Source organism: Burkholderia sp. PvR073, from assembly GCF_054055695.1.
The window spans coordinates 61448-84525 of sequence record NZ_JBSRXO010000007.1; the positions used below are offsets into that span (position 1 = coordinate 61448).

Annotated in this window: 21 protein-coding genes and 1 pseudogene; 10 read left to right on the top strand and 12 right to left on the bottom strand. The window is 67.6% G+C overall.

Annotated features, from left to right (window positions below; genetic code table 11):
- Positions 1-2 precede the first annotated feature (2 nt).
- The gene (locus tag ACVK00_RS21090) at positions 3-965 is read right to left on the bottom strand and encodes a helix-turn-helix transcriptional regulator (RefSeq protein WP_284890850.1); all 963 of its coding nucleotides are present in this window, start codon (positions 963-965) and stop codon (positions 3-5) included.
- 160 nt (positions 966-1125) lie between these two features.
- Here ACVK00_RS21090 and ACVK00_RS21095 point away from each other — a divergent pair, with 160 nt between their 5' ends.
- The 4 genes and pseudogenes from ACVK00_RS21095 (at position 1126) to ACVK00_RS21110 (ending at position 5051) form a co-directional block, all read left to right on the top strand.
- Complete coding sequence (locus ACVK00_RS21095; RefSeq protein ID WP_284890849.1) at positions 1126-2244, top strand: ABC transporter substrate-binding protein; 1119 nt, start codon at positions 1126-1128, stop codon at positions 2242-2244.
- A gap of 7 nt (positions 2245-2251) precedes the next feature.
- Positions 2252-3187 carry an alpha/beta hydrolase gene (locus ACVK00_RS21100; protein WP_284890848.1) on the top strand — a complete coding sequence of 312 codons (936 nt, stop codon included), beginning with the start codon at positions 2252-2254 and terminating at the stop codon, positions 3185-3187.
- Positions 3184-4249, top strand: a pseudogene (locus ACVK00_RS21105) (FecCD family ABC transporter permease). The gene ACVK00_RS21100 and the pseudogene ACVK00_RS21105 overlap by 4 nt, the downstream one beginning before the upstream one ends.
- Entirely contained in the window at positions 4242-5051 is an 810-nt protein-coding gene (locus tag ACVK00_RS21110; protein ID WP_284890847.1) for an ABC transporter ATP-binding protein, read from the top strand. Before ACVK00_RS21105 ends, ACVK00_RS21110 begins: the two are co-directional and overlap by 8 nt.
- Before the next feature lie 229 nt (positions 5052-5280).
- On the opposite strand, the gene ACVK00_RS21115 is transcribed toward ACVK00_RS21110, so the two are convergent.
- Positions 5281-6873, bottom strand: coding sequence for an ABC-F family ATPase (locus ACVK00_RS21115; RefSeq protein ID WP_228904397.1), 1593 nt, complete (start codon positions 6871-6873; stop codon positions 5281-5283).
- A gap of 168 nt (positions 6874-7041) precedes the next feature.
- Here ACVK00_RS21115 and ACVK00_RS21120 point away from each other — a divergent pair, with 168 nt between their 5' ends.
- Positions 7042-7494, top strand: a complete 453-nt coding sequence (locus ACVK00_RS21120) for a lipocalin-like domain-containing protein (RefSeq protein WP_284890846.1) — start codon at positions 7042-7044, stop codon at positions 7492-7494.
- A 123-nt stretch (positions 7495-7617) separates the two neighbouring features.
- Here ACVK00_RS21120 and ACVK00_RS21125 read toward each other — a convergent pair whose 3' ends face one another.
- Positions 7618-9891, bottom strand: coding sequence for an AsmA family protein (locus tag ACVK00_RS21125; protein WP_354122980.1), 2274 nt, complete (start codon positions 9889-9891; stop codon positions 7618-7620).
- A 151-nt stretch (positions 9892-10042) separates the two neighbouring features.
- Between ACVK00_RS21125 and ACVK00_RS21130 the strand changes: the two genes are divergently transcribed.
- Positions 10043-10744, top strand: coding sequence for an ABC transporter ATP-binding protein (locus ACVK00_RS21130; RefSeq protein WP_284890844.1), 702 nt, complete (start codon positions 10043-10045; stop codon positions 10742-10744).
- A complete protein-coding gene (locus ACVK00_RS21135) occupies positions 10741-11544 on the top strand; it encodes an ABC transporter permease (RefSeq protein WP_228904403.1) in 804 nt (267 codons plus the stop codon). Before ACVK00_RS21130 ends, ACVK00_RS21135 begins: the two co-directional genes overlap by 4 nt.
- Positions 11545-11587: 43 nt before the next feature.
- Here ACVK00_RS21135 and ACVK00_RS21140 read toward each other — a convergent pair whose 3' ends face one another.
- The 3 genes from ACVK00_RS21140 to ACVK00_RS21150 form a co-directional block, all read right to left on the bottom strand.
- Positions 11588-12061: a PliI family lysozyme inhibitor of I-type lysozyme gene (locus ACVK00_RS21140; RefSeq protein ID WP_354122981.1), complete on the bottom strand. Its 474-nt coding sequence runs from the start codon at positions 12059-12061 to the stop codon at positions 11588-11590.
- A gap of 211 nt (positions 12062-12272) precedes the next feature.
- Entirely contained in the window at positions 12273-12824 is a 552-nt protein-coding gene (locus ACVK00_RS21145; protein WP_006754360.1) for a DUF6013 family protein, read from the bottom strand.
- 162 nt (positions 12825-12986) lie between these two features.
- On the bottom strand, positions 12987-14003 hold the full coding sequence (locus ACVK00_RS21150; RefSeq protein WP_284890842.1) for a zinc-binding alcohol dehydrogenase family protein: 1017 nt from the start codon (positions 14001-14003) through the stop codon (positions 12987-12989).
- Positions 14004-14126: 123 nt separating this feature from the next.
- Here ACVK00_RS21150 and ACVK00_RS21155 point away from each other — a divergent pair, with 123 nt between their 5' ends.
- Both ACVK00_RS21155 and serB read left to right on the top strand, forming a co-directional pair.
- Entirely contained in the window at positions 14127-15068 is a 942-nt protein-coding gene (locus ACVK00_RS21155; protein ID WP_284890841.1) for a LysR family transcriptional regulator, read from the top strand.
- A 233-nt stretch (positions 15069-15301) separates the two neighbouring features.
- A complete protein-coding gene (serB, locus tag ACVK00_RS21160) occupies positions 15302-16147 on the top strand; it encodes a phosphoserine phosphatase SerB (protein ID WP_284890840.1) in 846 nt (281 codons plus the stop codon).
- 79 nt (positions 16148-16226) lie between these two features.
- Here the strand turns inward: serB and ACVK00_RS21165 are convergent, their stop codons facing one another.
- The 4 genes from ACVK00_RS21165 to rimO all read right to left on the bottom strand — a co-directional run bounded on the left by ACVK00_RS21165 (position 16227) and on the right by rimO (position 20540).
- Positions 16227-17408 (bottom strand): cystathionine beta-lyase, encoded by a 1182-nt coding sequence (locus ACVK00_RS21165; RefSeq protein ID WP_284890839.1) that lies wholly within the window; start codon positions 17406-17408, stop codon positions 16227-16229.
- Between the two features lie 111 nt (positions 17409-17519).
- A complete protein-coding gene (locus ACVK00_RS21170) occupies positions 17520-18062 on the bottom strand; it encodes a hypothetical protein (RefSeq protein WP_228904413.1) in 543 nt (180 codons plus the stop codon).
- A 186-nt stretch (positions 18063-18248) separates the two neighbouring features.
- Positions 18249-19175, bottom strand: a complete 927-nt coding sequence (locus tag ACVK00_RS21175; protein ID WP_228904416.1) for a sugar kinase — start codon at positions 19173-19175, stop codon at positions 18249-18251.
- A 3-nt stretch (positions 19176-19178) separates the two neighbouring features.
- On the bottom strand, positions 19179-20540 hold the full coding sequence (gene rimO, locus ACVK00_RS21180) for a 30S ribosomal protein S12 methylthiotransferase RimO (protein WP_006754352.1): 1362 nt from the start codon (positions 20538-20540) through the stop codon (positions 19179-19181).
- Between the two features lie 282 nt (positions 20541-20822).
- Between rimO and ACVK00_RS21185 the strand changes: the two genes are divergently transcribed.
- Positions 20823-21074: a hypothetical protein gene (locus ACVK00_RS21185; protein WP_006754350.1), complete on the top strand. Its 252-nt coding sequence runs from the start codon at positions 20823-20825 to the stop codon at positions 21072-21074.
- 512 nt (positions 21075-21586) lie between these two features.
- Here ACVK00_RS21185 and phaR read toward each other — a convergent pair.
- Entirely contained in the window at positions 21587-22153 is a 567-nt protein-coding gene (gene phaR / locus ACVK00_RS21190; RefSeq protein WP_228904418.1) for a polyhydroxyalkanoate synthesis repressor PhaR, read from the bottom strand.
- A 118-nt stretch (positions 22154-22271) separates the two neighbouring features.
- Complete coding sequence (locus ACVK00_RS21195; RefSeq protein WP_006754348.1) at positions 22272-23012, bottom strand: 3-ketoacyl-ACP reductase; 741 nt, start codon at positions 23010-23012, stop codon at positions 22272-22274.
- Between the last annotated feature and the right edge of the window lie 66 nt (positions 23013-23078).

Genomic DNA, 23078 nt, shown 5'->3' on the forward strand with positions numbered 1-23078 from the left:
CGTCAACGGCGGTCGCTGCGCCGCGCGAGCGTCGGCGTCACGCCGAAACGACGCTTGTACGCCGTCGCGAAATTCGCAGGGCTCGTATAGCCCGCCAGCGCCGCGGCCTGTTTGACGCTCACCGCATCGCGCTCGAGCGCGAGCCGCGCGCGCTGCAGATGATGCTCGCGGATGAAGTCGAAAACGGTCGTGCCGTAAGCCGAGCGGAACTGCCGCTGCATCGCGTTCGCGCTCATCCCGACATGGCGGGCGATGTCGTCGAGCGACAGCGCCTGCGCCGCGTCGCTCGCAAGGAATGCGCGCAGCTCGGCCATCCGGCGGTAGTCCCGCGACCCAAGCGACGTCTCCACCACGTGCCCCGCGTCGTTTTCGAGCGGCGCGAACGCTTCGGCAAGCAGTTCGAGCATGCGGCTCTCCAGATAGATCGCCTGCAGCATCGGCTGATAGGCCGGTGGCCGCACGATCTGCTCGGCGAGCGCCGTCGCGCGCGGCGTCGGCCGCCAGAAGCGGATCGCCAGATGCGCTGACAACATCGCATCGAGTTGCTGCGGCAACCTGCCGCGGCATGCCGTCTGCAGATGGCCCAGCCATTCGCCGGACATCGCAAGGCTCAGCCGCCGCGCGTAACCGCCCTTGCTGAGCCGCCGGCGGAACGTGTCCGGCTCGACCGCGTTGAGCAGGAACGACTGCATCCGCACGGCAGGCTGCGCATCGTCGCGCCCCGCACGGCGCCCGCCCGTCGTCAGCACCACGCGACGGTCGCCATACGACACGTCGAGCGCACCCTCTAGCAGCAGCACCAGATGCAGGCCCGGCGAACACTGCCCCGACAACACGGCATCGAATTCATCGGTGGCGTCGTCCGAGTGAACCCGCAGGCCCGGCCGCACTTCACGGATTCGCGCGACGTGCGCATCGTGCCGATGCCGGTCGGATTGGAAAGCAGTTGGCGGCAACGCCGTCATATGGTCTTACCCCCGCGCAGGCCCGTTGCGCCCGCACAAACTATTTTGGCGTTCGATCAAACAGCCGACCTCCGCTGTCACGGCATCGGCTCGGCTACAATCAAATGAGAATTATTCTCGTTTATATCGTATCGGGAGTGGCATGAGAAAGACAAGCGGAATGTGGGCCCGACTCGGCGTATGGCTATGCGGCTGGCTGGTGATGCACGCCGCACAGGCGGACACGACCGTCACGGACCTCGCTGGAAGGCAGGTCCGAATCCCCGCGCGCGTCGAGCGCGTACTGCTCGGCGAAGGCCGTCTGCTGCCGGCGCTCGCGGTCGTCGACGGCGATGACCCGACGCGGCGCCTCGTCGGCATGATGGGCGACTTCGAGCAACTCGACCCTGCAAGCTACGCGCAATGGCTCGCCCGTTTCCCGCACTTGAAGGCGGTGCCGCGGATCGGGCGTTCGCAGTCGGGCAGCTTCAGCGACGAGCGCGCGCTCGCCCTGCGCCCACAGGTCGCGATCTTCGGGCTCGGCGGCGGCCACGGCCCCGGCGAGCGCGATCGCGAAACGCTCGCGCGGCTCGAGGCGGCCGGCGTCGCGATCGTATTCGTCGATTTCCGGCACGATCCGCTCGCCAATACCCCGCGCAGTGTCGCGCTGCTCGGCCAGGTGCTCGGTTCGCCGCAGCGCGCGGCGAAATTCAACGCGTACTGGCGGCAGCAGCTCGAGATCGTCCGCACCCGGCTCGCGGCCGCGCACCCTGCCCCACCGAGCGTGTTCCTGGAGAGCCGCGTCGGCCTGTCGAACGGCTGCTGCGACACCATGACCGGCATGATGGGCCATCTGCTCGATGCGGCCGGCGGCAACAACGTCGCGAAAGGCCGCGTGCCAGGCGAACACGGTACGCTGAATCCGGAGTACCTGCTGAGCAGTCAGCCCGACTTCTATATCGGCACCGCGATCGGCTCGGTCCAGACGCTGCCGAGCGCGCCGCAGCGCATCGCGCTCGGCGCCGGCGTGCCGCACGACGTCGCCGCACGCTCGCTCGACCGCTCGCTGCAGCGGCCGCAACTCGCGCCGCTGCGCGCGGTGCGCGAACGGCGTGCGTATGCAATCTGGCATCACTTCTACAATTCGCCGTTCAACGTCGTCGCCGTACAGGCGATGGCCAAGTGGCTGCATCCGGCGCTGTTCGCCGATCTCGATCCGCGCGCCACGTTCGACACGATGGTGCGGCGCTTCCAGCCCGTTGCGCTGCAAGGCGAATACTGGGTACAGGAAGGATCCTGACATGCGCATGCCGCCCTCCTCCATGCGCCGCTCCCTGCTCGTCGCGGGGCTGGCTAGCCCGCTCGGCGGCCGCCTCGCGCCCGCGCTCGCCGCCGATGCGCCCACCTGGCCCGACCTCGACGCCGCGCCGCCGGTCGCGGTGCCGCACAGCCGCCAGTTCGACGTCACGATCGCCGGCCACACGCGACGCCTGTTCGTCGCATTGCCGGCCGAACGATCGAACACCTCGCCCCATCCGGTGCTCACCGTGCTGGACGGCAACGCGACGTTCCCGCTCGCCGCCCAGCTCGTCCGCAATCGCCGCGCACGCCCGGAGGGCGCGCGCGATGCCGAGGCCGTCGTGATCGGCATCGGTTATCCGGTGGACGGCCCCTACGACATGGCCGCGCGCGCGGCCGACTACACGCTCGCGCCATTGCCGGACGGCCGCGGTGTCGTCGCGGACCGCTTTCTCGACTTCGTCGAGCACGACGTGCAGCCGTGGCTTGCCCGCCAGTTGCCCGTCGACCTTGAGCGGCAGACGTTGTTCGGCCACTCGTACGGCGGCCTGCTGACGCTGTACGCGATGCTCACGCGCCCGCACTTGTTCCGGCGCTACGTGGCCGCCAGCCCGTCGATCTGGTGGGGCGATCGTGCGCTGCTGCCCTATGCCGAGCGGTTCGCCGCGCAGACGGCCCGGCTCGCGCCGCCGCTGCGTCTGCTCGTCACCGTCGGCAGCCTCGAGGAGGGTGCGCCGAACCCCGATGCCGAGCGGATGCGCCGCCAGCAGGTGCGCAAGCAGGTCAGTTCCGCCCGCGACTTCGTCGCGCGCGTGAGCGGCCGCGCCGGCCTCGACGCCGCGTTCCGCCTGATCGACGGCGAGGATCACGGCGGCGTCGTGATGCCGAGCCTCGCGCTTGCGGCACGCGTGCTCTACGCGCCGTCGACAGGAGCCCCCGCATGAGCACGACGACACCCGTTTCACCCGCGTCGCTGCGGCTACGCTACCGGGCGATCGCAGCACGGCGCATCGGCGCGCTCGCCATGCTCGCATGCGTGCTCGTCGCGCTACTCGTCGTCGACATCTCGACCGGCCCGTCGCCGTTTCCGGTCGCCGACCTGGTCGGCGGCCTGTTCCGGCCCGACGGCCTGCCGCTCGAACAGCGCGTGATCCTGTGGGACGTGCGCCTGCCTTACGCGCTGATGGCCGTGCTCGTCGGTGCGTCGCTCGGCCTTGCCGGCGCGGAAATGCAGACTGTCCTGAACAACCCGCTCGCCAGCCCGTTCACGCTCGGCATGTCGGCTGCCGCGAGCGTCGGCGCGTCCCTCGTCGTGATTTCCGGCTGGCACCTCGTGCTGTGGAACGAGAACGTCGCGCTGTCGCTCGGCGCGTTCGCATGTGCCAGCGCCGCAACGCTGCTGATCGTCTGGCTCGCGTGGCGCCACGGCGCGACGACCGAAACCGTCGTGCTATTCGGCATCGGCCTGATGTTCAGTTTCGAGGCGCTGCTGTGGCTGCTCCAGTTTCTCGCCGACGCGAATGCGCTGCAGCAGATCGTGTTCTGGAGCATGGGCAGTCTGGCGCGAGCGACCTGGGGCAAGATCGCGCTGCTGACCTGCGTGTTCGCCGTCTGCGCGCTGTGGGCGAGCCATCGACGTCGCCGCGCTGACGGCGCTGCGCGCGGGCGACGAGCAAGCGCGCAGCATGGGTATTGCGGTCGAACGGCTACGACTCGTCGCACTCGTGCGCATCAGCCTCTTGTCTGCGACGGCGCTCTCGTTCGTCGGCACGATCGGCTTCGTCGGTCTCGTCGGGCCGCACGTCGCACGGCTGCTGGTCGGCGACGAGCATCGCTACTATCTGCCGGGCGCGGCGCTCGCCGGTGCGATCATGCTGGCCGGCGCGTCGGTGCTCAGCAAGACGCTGATTCCGGGTGTAACGCTGCCGATCGGCATCATCACGGCGCTGGTCGGCGTGCCCCTGTTCATGCTGCTCGTCAGCCGGCGCAGGAGGCTCGATGGCTGAGCCGATGCTGCATCTCGACTCGTTGTCCGCCCGCTACGGCGCCCGGGTCGTGCTCGACGGCCTGTCCCTGGCGCCTGTCGAACCGGGCGCGACGATCGGGCTGCTCGGGCCGAACGGCGTCGGCAAATCGACGCTGCTGCGCGCGCTGGCGCGGCTCGCGGACGCAACCGGCCGCGCGACGTTCGGCGGCTTCGACCTCCTGCACGGGCCGCGCCTCGAGCACACACGACAAGTCGGCTACCTGCCGCAGACCTTGCCGCAGCCTTCATCGCTGCTCGTGTACGAAGCCGTGCGGAGCGCGTTGCGCGCGACCTGCGGCGGCCTCTCCGACGCCACGCGCGACCACCGGCTGCAACAGGTGTTCACGCGGTTGCGGCTGCACGCGCTGGCGATGTCGCCGCTCGACCGGTTGTCGGGCGGCCAGCGGCAGATGGTCGGGCTCGCGCAGGTGCTCGTGCGCGACACGCCGCTGCTGCTGCTCGACGAGCCGACCAGTGCACTCGATCTACGCTGGCAATTGCTCGCGCTGGAGGCGGTCGGCGACGCGGCCCGCCGGTGCAGCGCAATCGTGCTTGTCGCGATGCATGACCTGAATCTCGCGTCGCGCTTCTGCGACCGGCTCGTGCTGCTGGGCGCCGACGGGCTCGTCGCGGATGGTGCGCCGGTCGACGTGCTGACGCCGCAAAACCTGCGGCGCGCGTACCGCGTCGATGCGCGGATCGAGCGCACGGCGTCGGGCGACTACGTCGCGCTGGCCGAACGCGCGATTCCGGATGATGTTGCCGTTGCGTTCGACGCATGACGCGGGGATGGGTATGAGGGCCGTGGGGCTTGTCGATGGCGTCGGGCGACGTAGCCGGCCGTAAGCCGCACGACAACGGAATATGCGGGAGCTGCCGCGCTTCACCGGCCCGGAAATGAAAAACCCGCATCGGCGCGGTGCCGATGCGGGCCTGACGGATTGCCAGCGGCTGCGCTTCACGCGCGCGGCGTCGTACTCGCTCGCCGCGGCACTCAGGCATCCGGCGGTATTACTCCTGCCCCTGACTCGTCAGGAATTCCTCGTAATTGCCGCCGAAGTCGAACAGCGTGCCGTCCGTGCGCACTTCGATGATCCGGTTCGCCAGCCCGCTCACGAACTCGCGGTCGTGCGACACGAAGATCAGCGTGCCTTCGAACTGCTCGAGCGCGATCTGCAGCGACTCGATCGATTCCATGTCCATGTGGTTGGTCGGCTCGTCCATCAGCAGCACGTTGTGGCGGCCGAGCATCAGCTTGCCCCAGATCATGCGGCCCTTCTCTCCGCCCGACAGCACCTTCACCGACTTCTTGATGTCGTCCGACGAAAACAGCAGGCGGCCCAGCGTGCCGCGCACCATCGTCTCGTCATCGCCGTCCTTGCGGTACTGGTCGATCCAGTCCATCAGCGTGATGTCGTTCGGGAACTCCTCGTACGTATCCTGCGGCATGTAGCCGACATTCGCGTTCTCGGACCACTTCACCGTGCCGTGATCGAGCGAGAGCGCGCCGAGCAGCGAACGCAGCAGCGTCGTCTTGCCCGCGCCGTTCTCGCCGATGATCGCGATGCGCTCGCCCGGCTGCACCGACAGGTTGAAGTTCTGGAAGATCGTGCGCTCGTACTTCTTCGTGATGTCTTCGGCAACCACCGCGACGTTGTGCAGCTTCTTCTCGAACTCGAAGCGGATGAACGGGTTCTGACGCGACGACGGCTTGAATTCCTCGATCTTGATCTTGTCGATCTGCTTCGCGCGGCTCGTTGCCTGGCGAGCCTTCGACTTGTTCGCCGAGAAGCGGCGCACGAAGTCCTGCAGCTCGGCCACACGTTCCTTCGCCCGCGTGTTCGCCGCAGCCTGGCGCTCGCGCGCCTGTGCCGATGCCAGCATGTAGTCGTCGTAGTTGCCCGGCCAGACCTTCAGCGTGCCGAAGTCCATGTCGGCCATGTGCGTGCACACCGAGTTCAGGAAGTGACGATCGTGCGAGATGATGATCATCGTCGAGTTGTACTCGTTGAGCGTTTGCTCGAGCCAACGGATCGAGTTGATGTCGAGGTTGTTGGTCGGTTCGTCGAGCAGCAGCACGTCCGGCTTCGAGAACAGCGCCTGCGCGAGCAGCACGCGCAGCTTCCAGCCCGGCGCGACGTCGGCCATCGTGCCGGTGTGGAACTTCTCCTCGATGCCGATGCCGAGCAGCAGCGCGCCCGCGCGCGCCTCGGCGTCGTAGCCGCCGTATTCGGCGAACTTGCCTTCGAGCTCGGCCGCGTGCATGTAGTCGTCGTCGGTGGCTTCCGGGTTCGCGTAGATCGCGTCGCGCTCGGTCATCGCGGCCCACATCTCGGTGTGACCCATCATCACGACGTCGAGCACGCGCACGTCTTCATACGCGAACTGGTCCTGGCGCAGCTTGCCGAGACGCACGTTCGGCTCCAGCGCGACGTTGCCGCCGCTCGGCTCGAGGTCGCCGCCGAGGATCTTCATGAAGGTCGACTTGCCACAGCCGTTCGCGCCGATCAGACCATAGCGGTTGCCCTCGCCGAATTTGACCGAGATATTCTCGAACAAGGGCTTCGGCCCGAATTGCATCGTGATGTTGGCAGTAGAAAGCACGGCAGGTCCCGTAAGAGAGAAATCGACGGAAAACCGTGTATTTTAGCAGGTGTCGGAGAAACTGCCGACCGCACCGCTGCGGCCCCCGTGATACGGTCGCTGGCCGGTGCCGAGCTGTCCCGTCAACACGACGGCATACGCACCCTCGCCGTCACACCGGAACCCCGCATGCCAACCAGCCAGCTTCGCGATCAACTCGTCGGCGCATGGCGCCTCGTTTCGTACGAGATCCGCCCGCGCGACGGCGGCACCATCACCTACCCGCTCGGCCGCGACGCGCGCGGCTGGATCCTGTACACGCCGGACGGCTACATGTCCGCGCAGTTGATGGCGCCCGGCCGGCCCCCTTATGCGGACGGCGACCTGCAGGGCGGCAGCGCCGAGGAACGCGCCGCCGCGGCGCACGGCTACATCGCGTATTCAGGCCCTTTTAACGTCGACGACAACGGCACGCTGACCCATGAAATGGACGTGAGCCTGTATCCGAACTGGATCGGCAACGTCCAGCAGCGCGTGGTCAGTATCGACGGCGACCGGCTGCAACTCGGCACCGCCGGGCCCGTCGTCATCAGCGGCCGGCAGGTTGACGCGGTACTCGTCTGGGTGCGCGCCCGCCGCTGAGCAGCGGCCGCGGGAGACACGGCGCGACGGTGACGGAACCACACGGGCCGACCACGCCCGGCGTCGCAACGAGCGCGGCCGGCCAGCGCGCAGCCGCGCCGCATGCCGCACCGCCGTCGCGGGTCACTTGCCGGCTTTCGCCGCTTCTTTCTGCGCCGCCTTGGCCTTCATCTGCCCGAACAGCTGCGAACACGGCACGTCGCGGTTGTTGCTCGGCGCGATCAGCGGAATCAGCGCCGCGAACGGGTTGATCAGCCCGAGCCCGACCATCGCGCCGGCGCGCAGCGCGAGCGCGCCCGCCTCGACACCGACCTTCGGGTTCTTGAACGTGCCCTTCGCGTAGAGCGGCGAGCGCAGCGAGAAGATCCGGAAACCCTTCGTGTGCGGATGGATCTTCAGGTCGATCGATTCGTCGCGCAGGTTGATCGGGCCGTCGACGTTGATCAGCGCATCGTCCGTATCGAGCGCGAAGACTTTCGGGTCGAGCATGCCGTCATTCGCGACGAAATCGAACGCCGCGCAATTGATGTTCACGTCGCGGGTGCCGAACAGCTTCTCGTAGACGACGTTCGCGACGTTCAGGCCCGCCGCCTCCATCAGCAGGAGGCTGATGCGGCCGTCCGTGATGAGCGCCTTCACTTCGCCGGTCGACGTCGCGGCGAGCGCGGCCGGCGAGTTGCCGGTCGCCGACAGCGACGCGTCGCCGTTGATCTCGCCGAGCGCGGTCTGCATCACCTTCTGCGTCGGGAACAGCTGCTTGAGCTTCAGGTGGCGCGCGCTCAGCGTGAAGCGGCCCTTGAGCGGCGTGCGGCTGCCGTCGAGATGCGCATTCGTCGAGAGCGTGCCGCCCGCGACGCCGAATTGCAGCGGCTCGAGCGTCAGCACGCCGTCCTGCAACAGGATGTGCGTGTAGAGGTTGGTGATCGGCAACTGCGGGCTCTTGATCAGCTTGCGACCGGTGAATTTCACGTCCGCGTCGATCGCGCTCCAGCGCTCGGTGCGGAACGCCGCGACCGGCAGCACGCGGTCCGGCGGCTGGCGCGTCGTGTCGCCGCGCTTCGCCTTGCTCGCGGCCGAGTCGGCGCCGATCACCGGCGCGAGGTCGGAGAACTGCAGCAGGTTCGACACGACTTCGCCCGACAGCTTCGGCCGCGGCTGACGCTGCGCCCAGGTGAGCGTGCCGCGCAGATCACTGCTGCCCACGCGGCCGTTGAAGTTCTCGTAGCGGAACGTGCTCGCGGGCGGATTGAAGTTGCCGATCAGCCGCCCTTCGGTCGCATACGGCGGCGTGTCGGGCAGCGTGATGCCGGTGAGTTGGTAGAGGTGCGACATCGACGTGCCCTGCAGCCACAGCCGCAGGTCGAGCGCCGCGAGATGCCTCGGATCGGTCAGCGTGCCGACGAGCGCGAGCCGCGTATCGCCGGCCTTCACGTCGGCCTGCAGCGGGAACGGCTGCGTCGCGTTTTCGACCGCCAGCACGCCGCCCACCTTGCCTGTACCGTTGATCGGCACGTTCTTGTAGCGGCCGTCGACCTTGAGGCCGAACGCATACGTCGGCTCCGACGGCTTCGCGGGCACCGCAGCGCCGGATGCCGGCACGGCCGTCGATGCGGAGGAAACCGGCGTCGCCGCGGAAGCGGACGCCGCCCCCGATGCGGCCACCGGCGTCGACGCCGCGCTCGCGCCCTGCGCCGCCGATGCACCCGATGCGCCCTCGGCATTCGCCTTCGCGCTCAATTGCGCGGCCCCATGCTTGCCGACGCGCTCTGCCGACGCCGCGCGCGAAGTCTGTTCCTGCTCCTTCAGCACGTCGCCGATCGGAATCGGATGACCAAGCGTATCAACGGCGATCGTGAGATCGGCCTTGGTGATCGCGTCGCGATAGACGATGGTCCCCTTCGCGAACCCGAAGCTGTCGAGCCGCAGCTTCCAGGCCGACGGCTGCCCCGATTGCTTGAACTCGAAGGTCCACGTGTTGCGGCCGTCGGCGAGCCGCTCGAGGTCGACCGCGGGATTGACGACGTCGATCGACGGAACGACGATCTGGTGCGCGAAGAGCGGGAGAATCGCGAGATCGAAGTGGGCGGCGTCGAGCGTGACGAACTTCGGGCCCTTCGCCCAGTCGGGGTTGCCGATCTCGAGCTGCGTGGCCGAGAACCGCGGCCAAGGCACCCAGGCGCGCCAGCCGGTCTCGCCTTGCGGGCGTCGCCAGTCGACCTTGAGATCGCCGTTGATCGCAAACGAACGGCCAAGTGCGGTACTCACATGTTCGTTGACCCACGGTTTCGCGCGGTTCCAATCGAACGTGAAAATAAAGACGCCGGTGGCCGCGATGATCAGTGCGACGATACCGACGGTCCATGCAGCCGATTTGCCGATGGCTCGGGCTAGCGTCATGGCGGTTCCGTTGTTGTTCTGCAGAGTTTGCGCGCCATGTCGGGCCCCTCGCGTGAGTGAACGGAACACGACACCGGCGGCTTTCAATCGGTATTATGGCGCACGCTGCGGCAACGCTTCGGCGCCATTAACGCTTTTTTTCATTTGTGACATGACAGCCCCCACCGGTCTCATCGATGCGCAACAGATCACGCGCCGCGACGCCAGCAGCGGCAAGACATTGCTGACGCCGACCGACTTCAGCCTCGCCGCGGGATCGCGAATTGCTATCACCGGAGCGTCGGGTTCCGGCAAGAGCGTGCTGCTGCGCGCGCTCGCGTTGCTCGATCCGCTCGACGGCGGTCACATCCTGTGGCGCGGCAAACGCATCCGGCGCGGCGCGATTCCGGGCTACCGGCGCCGTGTTGCGTACGTGCGCCAGCGACCCGCGCAGATGGACGGTACCGTCGAAGCGCAATTGCGCTACCCGTACTCGCTCGCGATCTATCGCGACGCGACGTTCGACCGCGCGCGCGCCGAAGCGCTCGCGGCGCGCGCGGGTCGCGGCGCCGACTTTCTCGACAAGCGTGCGAGCGAATTGTCGGGCGGCGAAGCGCAGATCGCCGCGCTGCTGCGCGTGCTGCAGCTCGACCCCGACGTACTGCTGCTCGACGAGCCGACGTCCGCGCTCGACCCCGACTCGACGCGCGCGATCGAAGCGCTCGTCGGCGCCTGGTTCGACGCGGCGCCCGACGCGCGCGCGTACATGTGGATCTCGCACGATCCGGCGCAGGTCGCACGAATCGGCACGATGCGGCTCGTGATGCAGGCCGGCGTGCTGCACACCGCGCGCGCGACGCAGGCGGCGCAATGAGCCCGTCACTGCAGGACCTGAGTCTCGTCGACGTCGGTATCGCCGCCGCGCTCGTCGCGGTCAACGGCGCGATCTCGGCCGCGCTGTCGCTCGGCCTCGGGCGCAAGCTCGCGCTCGCCGCCGTGCGCACCGTCGTGCAGCTGCTCGCGATCGGCTACGTGCTCGGCTGGGTGTTCGGCCACCCGCACTGGAGCGTCGTGCTGCCGATCACCGCGCTGATGACGTTGATCGCCGGCTTGGCGGGCGCCGGTCGCGGCAAGCATGCATATCGCGGACAACGCGTCGACAGCATCGCATCGATCTGGTTCAGCAGCTGGTTCGTCGCGGCGATCGGGCTGTTCGTCGTGATCCGCATTCATCCGTGGTACGCGCCGCAATATGCGATCCCGATCCTCGGGATGATCCTCGGCAATACGCTGACGGGCGTGTCGCTCGGCGTCGAACGGATGATGGAGGAACTGACCGCGCGGCGCGACCGCGTCGAGACCGCACTCGCGCTCGGCGCAACGCGCTGGGAAGCCGCGCAGGACGCCGCGCGCCAGGCCGTGCGCGCGGGCATGCTGCCGACGCTCAACCAGATGGCCGTGGTCGGCGTCGTGAGCCTGCCGGGGATGATGACGGGCCAGGTGCTGGCCGGCCAGTCGCCGCTGCAGGCGGTGCGCTACCAGATCGTGATCATGTTCCTGATCGCCGCGGCGTCCGCGCTCGGTACCGTCGGCGCGGTGCTGATGACGTATCGCCGGCTGTTCTCGGCCGACCACCGCTTTCTCGCGTCGCGGCTCGAGGAGCGCGCGCAGTGACGCGCGCATGCCGCCACGCACGCGGCCTTCGCGCGGCGGGCGGTCAGCGGGCGGCGCGGCGTTTTTCGAGGGCCTGACGCAACGCGGCCGTCACGTCGGCGTCGGGCGCAAGCCCGTCCACCGACGCGACGAGCCGCACCGCGCGCGGCGTCGTCACATAGGCCTGTGCACCGACATAACCGCCGCTGCCGGCCGAGCGCGTCGTGACGACGAGCGCCTGCGGCGCACGTGCGCCGAGATCGGCGGTGAACGCATCGGCGACGGTGCCGTCACGCGCATGCAGCACGCCCGTCACGTAGTCATCCGTATCGAAGCCGGGCGCGGCATGCACGGTCGAATACACGCGCACCGCATAGCTGCCCGCCGAGCACGGTTCGAGCGCGCCGCTCGACACGACGGCGGTCTGCTGTCGTGACGGCAGCTCGACTTTTTTCACGAAGCTGCAATCGTCGGCCGCCTGCGCATGGGCGGCGACGAACGCAGCGGCCGACAGCAGCGCGCGCATGCGGTGTTTCATGGAATGTCGTTCGGGAAAGGAGGTGGCGGATGCCGCGAGGATAGCGTGACACCGGCATGACGTCACGCACGCCCGGCTCGACGAAGTCGCTCATCAAACGACGAAAAGCCCGAAGCCGCGCGCCACGAAACCGTCACGCGCGGCTCTGCAACGCATCGCGATTGGTTGCGCGCGCACCGGACGCCGCCGGCCCGCGCGCAGCGCTCAGCGCTCAGCGCTTGATCGACACCGTCACCCTGGTGCCGTCGCTCATCGTGACGGACTTCGAACCGCCATTGGTCGAAATCGACACCCACTTGACCTGGCTCACCGACACGACGTCCGGGCATTGCAGCGACTTGCCGCCCGCGCTCGCGTTGCGCGTGCCTTTCGGCGCGGCCGCCTGGAAGCTCATCTGCACGTTCGCGATCCCCTTCGCGTCGACCGACGGCGCGAGCCGCACCTGGGTCTGGCGCACCATCGCGCCGTTCGCGTCGCGCGGCAGGTTGTCGGCGTTCGGACAACCGTCCGGCATCGCGACCGCGCCGCTCGGCGGCACCGACTTCCAGTTGAAGTCGTCCGTTTCGCCCGAGCGGATCTTGCGGGTCTCCTGCGTATTGCCGAAGGTCTTCGAGTCGACCTTGACGGTGTATTCGAGCTGCCCTGTCCCGCCGCCCTTCAGGCTGCCCTTGACCGGCGGCGCCGCGAATACGCTCGCGCTGACGCACGCCGCCGCGAACACGGCCGACCACGATGCGGCGACTGACAAGCTGCGTTGGCTCATGCTGACCTCCTTGTAATGCGGCGGCACGCGCGTGCCGCGCGGTTTTCGATGCATGATGCGTTGCCAGTCTACCGCCAAGCGGCATGCAATGCGCCGCAAACGCATCGGGTGTTACCCCGCTTGCGTTCGCGACGCTGCGCCCCTCTTACGCGCGACGCCGGCTCAGAAGCCGCTCAGCACCAGCTTGCCGATCGCGCGGCCGGCCTCGAGCAGCTGGTGCGCGCGCCGCACGTTCGCCGCGTTGATCGTGCCGAGCTGTTCGCCGACGGTCGTGCGCAGCGTGCCGCCGTCGACGAGCCGGGCGACCTCGCTCAGGATCTTGTGCTGCTCGATCATGTCCGGCGTCTCGAACATCGCGCGCGTGAACATGAATTCCCAGTGAAACGCCGCGCTCTTCGCCTTCAGCAGTTCGACCGGCACCGGCTTGCCGTTCTCGACGATCGTGCAAATGCCGCCCTGCGGCCGGATGACTTCCGCCGCGGCCGGGAAATGACGGTCCGTATCGTTGAAGATCAGCACGTAGTCGACGTCCGGATGGCCGATGTCACGCAACTGCGCGGGCAGGTCGCCGAAATGATCGACCACGTCGTCCGCGCCGAGCGAGCGCACCCATTCGGCCGACGCCGGACGCGACGCGGTCGCGATCACGCGCAGCTTGGCGAGCGTCTTCGCGAGCTGGATCGCGATCGACCCCACCCCGCCCGCGCCGCCGATGATCAGCACCGACTTGCCCGCGTCCGCGCCCTGCGGCGACACGCGCAGCCGGTCGAACAGCGCCTCCCACGCGGTCAGCGCGGTGAGCGGCAACGCGGCCGACGCCGCGAAATCGAGCGTGCGCGGCTTGCGTGCGACGATCCGCTCGTCGACCGTGTGGAATTCGCTGTTCGCGCCGGGGCGCGTGATGCTGCCCGCGTAGAACACCTCGTCGCCGGGCCGAAACAGCGTGACCTCGGCACCGACCGCGACGACCGTGCCGGCCGCATCCCAGCCGAGCACGCGCGGCACCGCCTCGACCTGCGCCTTCGGCGCGCGCACCTTGGTGTCGACCGGGTTCACGGAAATCGCCTCGACCTTCACGAGCAGGTCGCGCGGGCCCGGCACCGGTTGCGGCAGTTCCACGTCGAGCAGTGCGTGCGGGTCGTCGATCGGCAGGTAACGGGTCAGTCCAACGGCTTTCATCACGAAACTCCTTCAGGGAAATCGGGCGGGCCGCGGCGCAGCCCCATGCATGCCATCGTAGGCCGCCCGATCTTTCGCGAAAACCGCTATATTTCCTGAAACATTTTCAGGAATTTCCGAACAATGAGGTCCGATCCGATTCCCGCCCCGGACAAGCCGCTCGACCTGCTCGACGTCGGCCTGTTCGTGCGCGCCGCGCTGCTCGCGAACGTGACGGCGGCCGGGCGCGAGTTCGGCGTGTCGGCCGCGGTCGCCAGCGCGCGCATCGCGCAGCTCGAGCGCCAGCTTGGTGCGCGATTGCTGCACCGCACCACCCGCCGCATCAGCCTCACGCAGGACGGCGAAGTCTTCATGGCCCGGGCCGAAGCGCTGCTGTCGGCCGCCGACGCCGCGCGGGCGTCGGTCGGCCACGGCCGCAGCGAGCCGTACGGACGGCTGAAAGTGTCGATGTCGTCGTCGTTCGGCCGCCAGCACGTCGCGCCCGTGATTCCCGCGTTCCTGCGCCGCTACCCGTCCGTGTCGCTGGACCTGCGGCTCTCCGACGAGATCGTCGATCTCGTCGACGACGGCTACGACGTCGCGATCCGCCTCGGCGCGCTGAAGGATTCGACGCTGGTCGCGCGCAAGCTCGCCGCGAACCGGCGCGTGCTGTGCTGCTCGCCCGCGTATCTCGCCGAACACGGGACGCCGCGCCATCCGGCCGACCTCGCGCAGCACGAATGCGTGATCCTCGGCGACCAGCGCGACTGGTCGTTCGTCACGCCGCAGGGCCCGCTCACCGTGCGGGTCGGCGGCCGACTCGTCGCGAGCAACGGCGAGGCGATCCGCGAAGCGCTCGTCGACGGCTTCGGCATCGCGATCAAGTCGACCTGGGACGTCGGCCCGCTGCTCGCGAACGGCACGCTCGTCACCGTGCTCGACGATTACCCGTTCGCGCAGGACGTCGCGATCTGGGCCGTCTATCCGAGCCGCGCGCACGTGCCGCTGAAGACGCTTGCGTTCATCGCGTTCCTGGCCGAACACTTCGGCGATCCGCCTTACTGGGATCGCGCGGACGAACGCTGAACGCCATCCTGTGGGCGGTGCTGGCGGCAGCGCCGGCCGGCCATCCGCGGCGATCCGGCTGCGACCGGATAGCAACTGGATACCAACCGGATACCTGTCGGATAGCTATCGGATACCAACCGGCTACAATGGCGCGTCCGCGGCGCAGCGGCCCGACGCCGGACAGGGCCCGCGTTCGCAGGCGGCCGCATGCCGGCCGCGCACGCGTTTCATTCGCTTTCAATCATTCCGCCATGACCCACAACCTCGTCATCCAGAGTCTCGCGCCGCTGTCGGACGCGCATCACAAACCGCTGCTCGCGCTGTCGCGCGGCGCCCGCATCGTGCAGACCCACGATCACGCGCTGCGCATCGAAAACGCGAACCCTGCGCAGCGTCTCGACATCGACGCGTACTGCGGCACGCATGCGCTCGACTTCGGCTTCGTCGAAGCCGGCCGCACGCTCGGCGACTTCGGGCTCGCCGTGATGGACATGGATTCGACGCTGATCACGATCGAATGCATCGACGAGATCGCCGATTTCTGCGGGCTGAAGACGCAGGTCGCGGAGATCACCGAAGCGGCGATGCGCGGCGAGATCCTCGACTTCAACGAAAGCCTCACACGCCGCGTCGCGCTGCTCGCGGGCCTCGACGCGCAGGCGCTCGAGCGCGTGTACGAGGAACGGCTGCAGCTGTCGCCGGGCGCGGAGACAATGCTCGCCGGCGTGAAGGCCGCGGGCCTGAAGACGCTGCTCGTGTCGGGCGGCTTCACGTTCTTCACCGAGCGCCTGAAGGCACGTCTCGGCCTCGACTACGCGTATGCGAACACGCTCGAGATCGTCGACGGCAAGCTGACCGGCAAGGTGCTCGGCGAGATCGTCAACGCGGACGTGAAGGCGCGCCTGCTGCGCGAGACCTGTGCATCGCTCGGCATCGAGCCGAGCCGCGCGATTGCAATGGGCGACGGGTCGAACGACATGAAGATGATGGCCGAAGCCGGGCTGTCGATCGCGTTCCACGCGAAGCCCGTCGTGCGCGGTGCGGCCACCGTCGCATTCGACCATGTCGGCCTCGACGGGCTGCTGCGGCTGTTCTGATCGCGCAAGCCGCCAATGAAAAACGCCGGCGCGATGTTGCATCGCGCCGGCGTTGTGTTTTTTCGCTGCGGTTTCGTTATCAGCCGAGCGTAGCCTGCATCGCGCGCTCGATGTCCGCGCGCAGGTCGGCTTCGTCCTCGAGACCGACGTAGAAGCGCACCAGCGTGCCGCGATGCGGCCAGTCCGCACGCATCGACGCCACGTCGTAAGGCATCGCGAGGCTGCACGCGCCGCCCCAGCTCCAGCCGATCGCGAACAGTTCGAGCGCCTCGACGAAACGATCGATCTGCTCGCTGCTGTAGCGTTCGTCGAATATCACCGAGAACAGCCCGCCCGCGCCGGTGAAGTCGCGCACGAACGACGCGTGTCCCGGACAATCGGCCAACTGCGGATGCAGCACGGCCGCGATCTCCGGCCGCGCCTTCAGCCACTGCGCGAGCGCAAGCGCGCTCTTGCTGTGTGCATCGAAGCGCACCTGCATGCTCGGCAGGCTGCGCAGCACGAGCGAGCAATCGTCGACCGAAACGCCGATCCCGCAGCGCATCCGCGCGAGCTTCACTTGCGCGTGCAATTCGGCGTTCGCGGTGATCGTCGCGCCCATCAGCACGTCGCTGCCGCCCGATTGATACTTGGTCAACGCCTGCACCGAGATGTCGACGCCATGCTCGAACGGCTTGAACGCGAGCCCGGCCGAATACGTGTTGTCGATCGCGGTGACGATGCCGCGCGCCTGCGCGACGGTCGTGATCGCGCGCACGTCCGGCACTTCCATCGTCACCGAGCCCGGCGCCTCGATCCAGATCAACCGCGTGTTCGGCTGGATCAGGTCGGCAATCCCGGTGCCGACGAGCGGATCGTAGAAGCGTGCGGTAATGCCGAAATCCTTCGCGAGCCAGTTGCCGAAATCGGCGTTCGGCCCGTAGACGTTGTGCGGGATCAGCACGTCGTCGCCCGCCTTCACGATCCCGAAATAGACGTTCATGATCGCCGCGAGGCCCGACGGCTGCAGCAGCGCATGCGTGCCGCCCTCGATGTCGGCAAGCCGCTGCGCGAGCGCCAGCGACGTCGGGGTCGCGTGCAGGCCGTAGCGCCATTGGTTGTCGTTGTGCCAGACCAGCGCGCGCATCGTCGCGAGATCGGGGAACACGACCGTCGACGCACGCGCAACCGGCGGCACGAACGAACGGAAGCCTTCCGGAATGACGTCGTCGGGTTGAACGATGCGGGTCTGGAGTGCGCGCTTCGGAGTGGATGCAGTCATGGCAGGAGGCCGGGGGAAAGGCCGTTCGGTTGCGGAATGTGTCGCTAGATTAGCCAAATTCGGCGCGGTTGGCCCGGTACAATGCGCGCCGCACGCACCGAGCCAGCGCGCTCAGTCGTCGGTGCGCAGGTTGACGATGCCGCCGACCGTCTCGATTTCGTGCACGCGGCCGTCGCGTACCTGCAGCGCCGCGCGCTTGCCCGGCGCCGCGCGCAGCACGACCGGTTGCGGATCCGATTCGTCCGAGTTCATCCGGTCGGCCTTCAGCTCGCCCGTCGAATCGAAGCGCCCGATCCACACGCCCGTGATGTTCGTGCCGTCGTTCGATTCCTCGATTTCGAGCGTGTCGCCGTCGCGATCGCCGGCGAGCAGGATCACCTCGCCCGTGTCCGTGAACTGGTATTCGCCGTGCACGCCTTCCTCGTCCGTCTTCGGGCCGAGATGCGCGACGATCGGCCGGTCGCCAAGCGTGCCCTCATAGCGCGGCAAGCGGGCGAATTCCGGGTTCGGCCGCAACGGCCGTACGGGCGCCGCTTCATCCTGCTGCGCGCCCGGCGCGGCGGCCTGGGCCGCGACCATGCCAGGCATCGCGAGGCCCGCCGCCAGCGCGCCGGCAATCACCAGCGCCCGTTGCCATTCCAGATATCGACCCACCTTGTGTTGCTCCCTTGCTTCAGATTCGCTCGACAAACGCGGCGATAAGTTGCTGGTCGCCGATGCACATCGTCACGAGCGTTTAGCAGCCGCCGATGCGGCATGCACGCCGCCCGCCCCCGTTCAGGTCGCCCGTCATCCGGGGTTCGAATGAGTGCGTCGCGTGGCCGGCGTGCGGGATCCGCGTCAGCCCTGCACCAGGCGTTCCACCGCATCGCGGTGCGGAATCGGCGCGACCGCGCCGTAGCCCGTCGTCGACAGCGCCGCCGCCGCGTTCGCATAACGCGCGGCCGCGAACGGATCGTCGCCCGCGACGATCCGCGCGACGAACGCGCCGCCGAAGCAGTCGCCCGCGCCCGTCGCGTCGACGGCCTCGACCGCGAAGCCCGGCACCACGCGCCGTTCGTTCGGGGTCGCGACATACGCGCCTTCCTTGCCGAGCTTCAGCGCGACGACCCGCGGCCCGTGTTCGAGCATCGCATCGACGATCGCATCGCGATCGTTCGCGCCCGTGAGCGCCGTGACGTCGTCCCAGCTCGGCAGGCAGATGTCCGTCTGGCGCAGCGCCTCGCGCATCACCGCACGGGCGCGCGGCAGCGGCCACAGCTTCAGGCGCAGGTTCGTGTCGAAGCTGACCTGCGCGCCGTTGCTGCGCGCATGGTCGATCGCCGCGAACGCGGCATCGCACGCGGCCGCGCTGATCGCGAGGCTGATGCCCGACAGGTGCACGGCCTTCGCCGCGGCCAGCGCGTCGAGCGGCAGGTCGGCCACCGTGTAGCGGCTCGCCGCGGAGCCCGCGCGCAGATAGTCGAACTGGTGGCCGTCGGCGCCGTGCGTGACGAAATACACGCCGGTCGGCGCCGTGCGGTCGATCCGCACGTAGGTCGTGTCGACCTGCTCCGCCGCCCACATCCCGGTCAGCAAGCGGCCGAACGGATCGTCACCGATCGCCGACACGAAGCCCGTCGACGCGCCCTGGCGCGCCGCGGCGATGCAGAAGTTCGACGTGTCGCCGCCGAAGCCCTGCAGGAACTCAGGACGGCCCGGCTGCGACTGGTTGAATTCGATCATCGCCTCGCCGAGCGCGAGGATCTCCGGAAATGCGGCGGTCATCGCTTAAACCTCGCCCCACAGGTCGTGGCCGTCCGCGCCCGTGATCTTCACCGACACGAAATCGCCGACCTTGTAGCGCTTCGACGCCTTCGTCGCCGGCTCGACATAGACGACCCCGTCGATCTCCGGCGCATCCGCCGCCGTGCGGCCGATGCCGCCTTCTGCGCTGACTTCGTCGATCAGCACCTTGAGGGTCTTGCCGACCTTGCGCTGGATGCGCTGCGCCGACACTTCCTCGGCGACTTCCATGAAGCGCGCGCGGCGCGCTTCGCGAACGTCGTCCGGCAGCGCGCCGTCCAGTTCGTTCGCGGTCGCGCCTTCGACCGGCGAATACGCAAAGCAGCCGACGCGATCGAGTTCCGCCTCGCGGATGAAGTCGAGCAGCGTTTCGAACTGCTCTTCCGTCTCGCCGGGGAAACCGGCGATGAACGTGCTGCGGATCGTCAGGTCCGGGCAGATCTCGCGCCACTTCTGCACGCGCTCGAGCACCTTCTCCGCGTTGGCCGGGCGCTTCATGCGCTTCAGCACTTCCGGATGCGCGTGCTGGAACGGCACGTCGAGATACGGCAGCACGTGGCCCTTGAACGGGCCTTCGGCCATCAGCGGAATGACTTCGTCGACGCTCGGATACGGATACACGTAGTGCAGGCGCACCCATGCGCCGTACTGCGCGGCGAGTTCGCCGAGCGCGGCGACGAGGTCGGTCATGCGCGTCTTGATCGGCTTGCCGTTCCAGAAGCCCGTGCGGTATTTCACGTCGACGCCGTACGCGCTCGTATCCTGCGAGATCACGAGCAGTTCCTTCACGCCCGACTTGAACAGGTTCTCCGCCTCGAGCATCACTTCGGCGACCGGACGCGACACGAGATCGCCGCGCATCGACGGGATGATGCAGAACGTGCAGCGATGGTTGCAGCCTTCGGAGATCTTCAGGTATGCGTAGTGGCGCGGCGTGAGCTTGATGCCGGCGGCCGGCACGAGATCGACGAACGGGTCGTGCGGCTTCGGCAGGTGCGAATGCACGGCCTGCATCACTTCGCCCACCGCGTGCGGGCCGGTGACGGCGAGCACCTTCGGGTGGACTTCCTCGATGAGGTTCGAGCCGCTGGCGCTCGACTTCGCGCCGAGGCAGCCGGTGACGATCACCTTGCCGTTCTCGGTCAGCGCTTCGCCGATCGCATCGAGGCTTTCCTGCACGGCTTCGTCGATGAAACCGCAGGTATTGACGACGACGAGGTCGGCGCCGTCGTACGTGCCGGAGATTTCATAACCTTCGGCGCGCAGCTGCGTGATGATTTGTTCGGAGTCGACGAGGGCTTTCGGGCACCCGAGGGATACGAAACCTACTTTGGGGGACTGGGACATCTGGAATGTGGGGGCGTGGCGGCAAAAGCGTGAGTTTACAGCTATTTATGGGTCAGCGAGGCAAAACCGGCGGTCGCGACGCCGCGGATGGCGCCCCCAATATGCGGCGCACGCGATTGCATCGGGCCACTGCGGACTGTTGATCGTGCCCTTTCACGCCGGCGGCGATGAAGCGACCGATACGATCATCGCTGGCCGCCGCGCGACAATCGCTCCGAAACCACCCCTCCGCCATGCGAAAATCCCGACATCCGCTCTCTTCACTTACCCAACGGGGTTCGCATGACCACGCACATCACGATCGAATTCACCGAGCACGCCACCGAAGCCATCGATGAGCAGACCAGCACCAGCTTTTCCTATGACCAGGGTGCCCATGTGCCGCAACCCGGCGACTTCGTCGAACTCGAGAATTCGCGGCAGACGTTTCTCGTGATCGGTCGCGTGTTTTCGCTCAAGGCCAACTACAGCGCCGTCAAGCTCGTGCTCGACCTGCCTCCGCACGACGACGAGCCGGGATTCCCTGCACTCTGAACCCATCCGGTCCGGTAACGTCGGCGTTGCCGCGGGCAATCGCAGACGTGCGGACCGCCTTGCGCGAAAACGCCCCCGCAACGGGCGCGTAAGCAAGCCCGCCGAAGCGGGCTTCCGCGCATCCCGTCCGGCGCTCACGGAGCCCGAGACGCGTGTTGCGCGCGTTGATCCAGCGACGCAGGCTGTGCACCAGCATGTCGCGGATGGCGACGCCCCGCCGAAGCCTTCAGCACGCCGCCATAGCAAAAGCGCGTGCCGTCAGGCGCGACATGTCCCGGTTGTGTTCGCTGCTTGTTGGAATTCGATCGACCGGACGACGGTCATGCCCGCCGCACGCGAGGGCACGGGCATTCGGTGCCGACGATCAAGAACGACCGTCGGCGACATCTCGCGGCAGCGAGCCACCAATCATCATCGTGCCTGAGCACACGATCGGCCGCATCGCACCGCCGCACGCCGCGGCACCGGCCGTCCGGCGGCTTGCGCCGCGGCGGCCGGCTGCCGCGCAAGCGTTACTTCTTCTCCGGCTCCGGCGCGCCCGGTTGCTTGAACGGGAACGTGCTGAACATCGACTTCGCCTGGTTCTGCATCTGCTCCTGCATCTGCACGAACATGTTCTTCGACTGCTCGATGTAGCTCGTCATCATCCCTTGCATCATCGGCGCCTGCATGTTCATGAACTGCGACCAGACTTCCGGATTCATCGCGTTGCCTTCGTAAAGGTTCTTCGACTGATCGGTAAGCTTGTTCTGGATGTCGATGAACGCCTGGATGTTCTTTTCCAGGTACGTGCCCATCATGCCCTGCATCGCATGACCGTAGAAACGGATGATCTGCGACAGCATCGACGACGAGAACATCGGCACGCCGCCACTCTCCTCCTCGAGGATGATCTGCAGCAGGATGCTGCGCGTCAGGTCCTCGTTGGATTTCGCATCGACGACCTTGAAGTCCTCTTGTTCCAGCACGAGTTGCTTGACGTCGGTCAGCGTGATGTACGTGCTCGTCTCGGTATCGTAGAGCCGGCGGTTCGGGTACTTCTTGATGAGCCGCTCGGCCGTTTTCTTTGTAGTAGTCATGTAACGCCTTTGAGTGCAGCGTAGCGCAAGTGACAAATCCCCGCCTCCCGAATCCGGGAGGCGGGGGCTTTCGGAAACGCCAGGCCGCGCGGCCGAACCGGCCCGCGCAGCCGGACGTTCAGCCCATGTGCAGGCCGCCGTTCAGCGAGAAGTCGGCGCCCGTCGCGAAACCCGAGTCGTTCGACGCGAGCCACGCGACGATCGAACCGATTTCCTCCGGCCCGCCAAGACGACGCACCGGGATCGTCGCGACAATCTTCTCGAGCACGTCCGGACGGATCGCCTTCACCATGTCGGTGCCGATGTAGCCGGGCGAAACGGTGTTGACCGTCACGCCCTTCGTTGCGACTTCCTGCGCGAGCGACATCGTGAAACCGTGGATGCCGGCCTTCGCGGTCGAGTAGTTCGTCTGGCCGAATTGCCCCTTCTGGCCGTTCACCGACGAAATGTTGATGATCCGGCCCCATCCGCGCTCGACCATGCCGTCGATCACCTGCTTCGTCACGTTGAACAGGCTCGTCAGGTTGGTGTCGATCACGGCCGTCCAGTCTTCGTGCGTCATCTTGCGGAACACGACGTCGCGCGTGATGCCCGCGTTGTTGACCAGCACGTCGATCTCGCCGACTTCAGCCTTGACCTTGTCGAACGCTGCCTTGGTCGAGTCCCAGTCGCCGACGTTGCCTTCCGACGCGATGAAATCGTAGCCGAGCGCCTTCTGGTCCTCGATCCATTTCACACGGCGCGGCGAGTTCGGGCCGCAACCCGCGACCACCTTGAAGCCGTCTTTCAACAGACGCTGGCAGATGCTGGTGCCGATGCCGCCCATCCCGCCCGTTACGTACGCAATTCGCTGTGACATGAATCTCACTCCATTTTTTGGTTTCGAGAGCCGCCGGAGGCCCCTCTGACTTCACGTGGCGCCGGC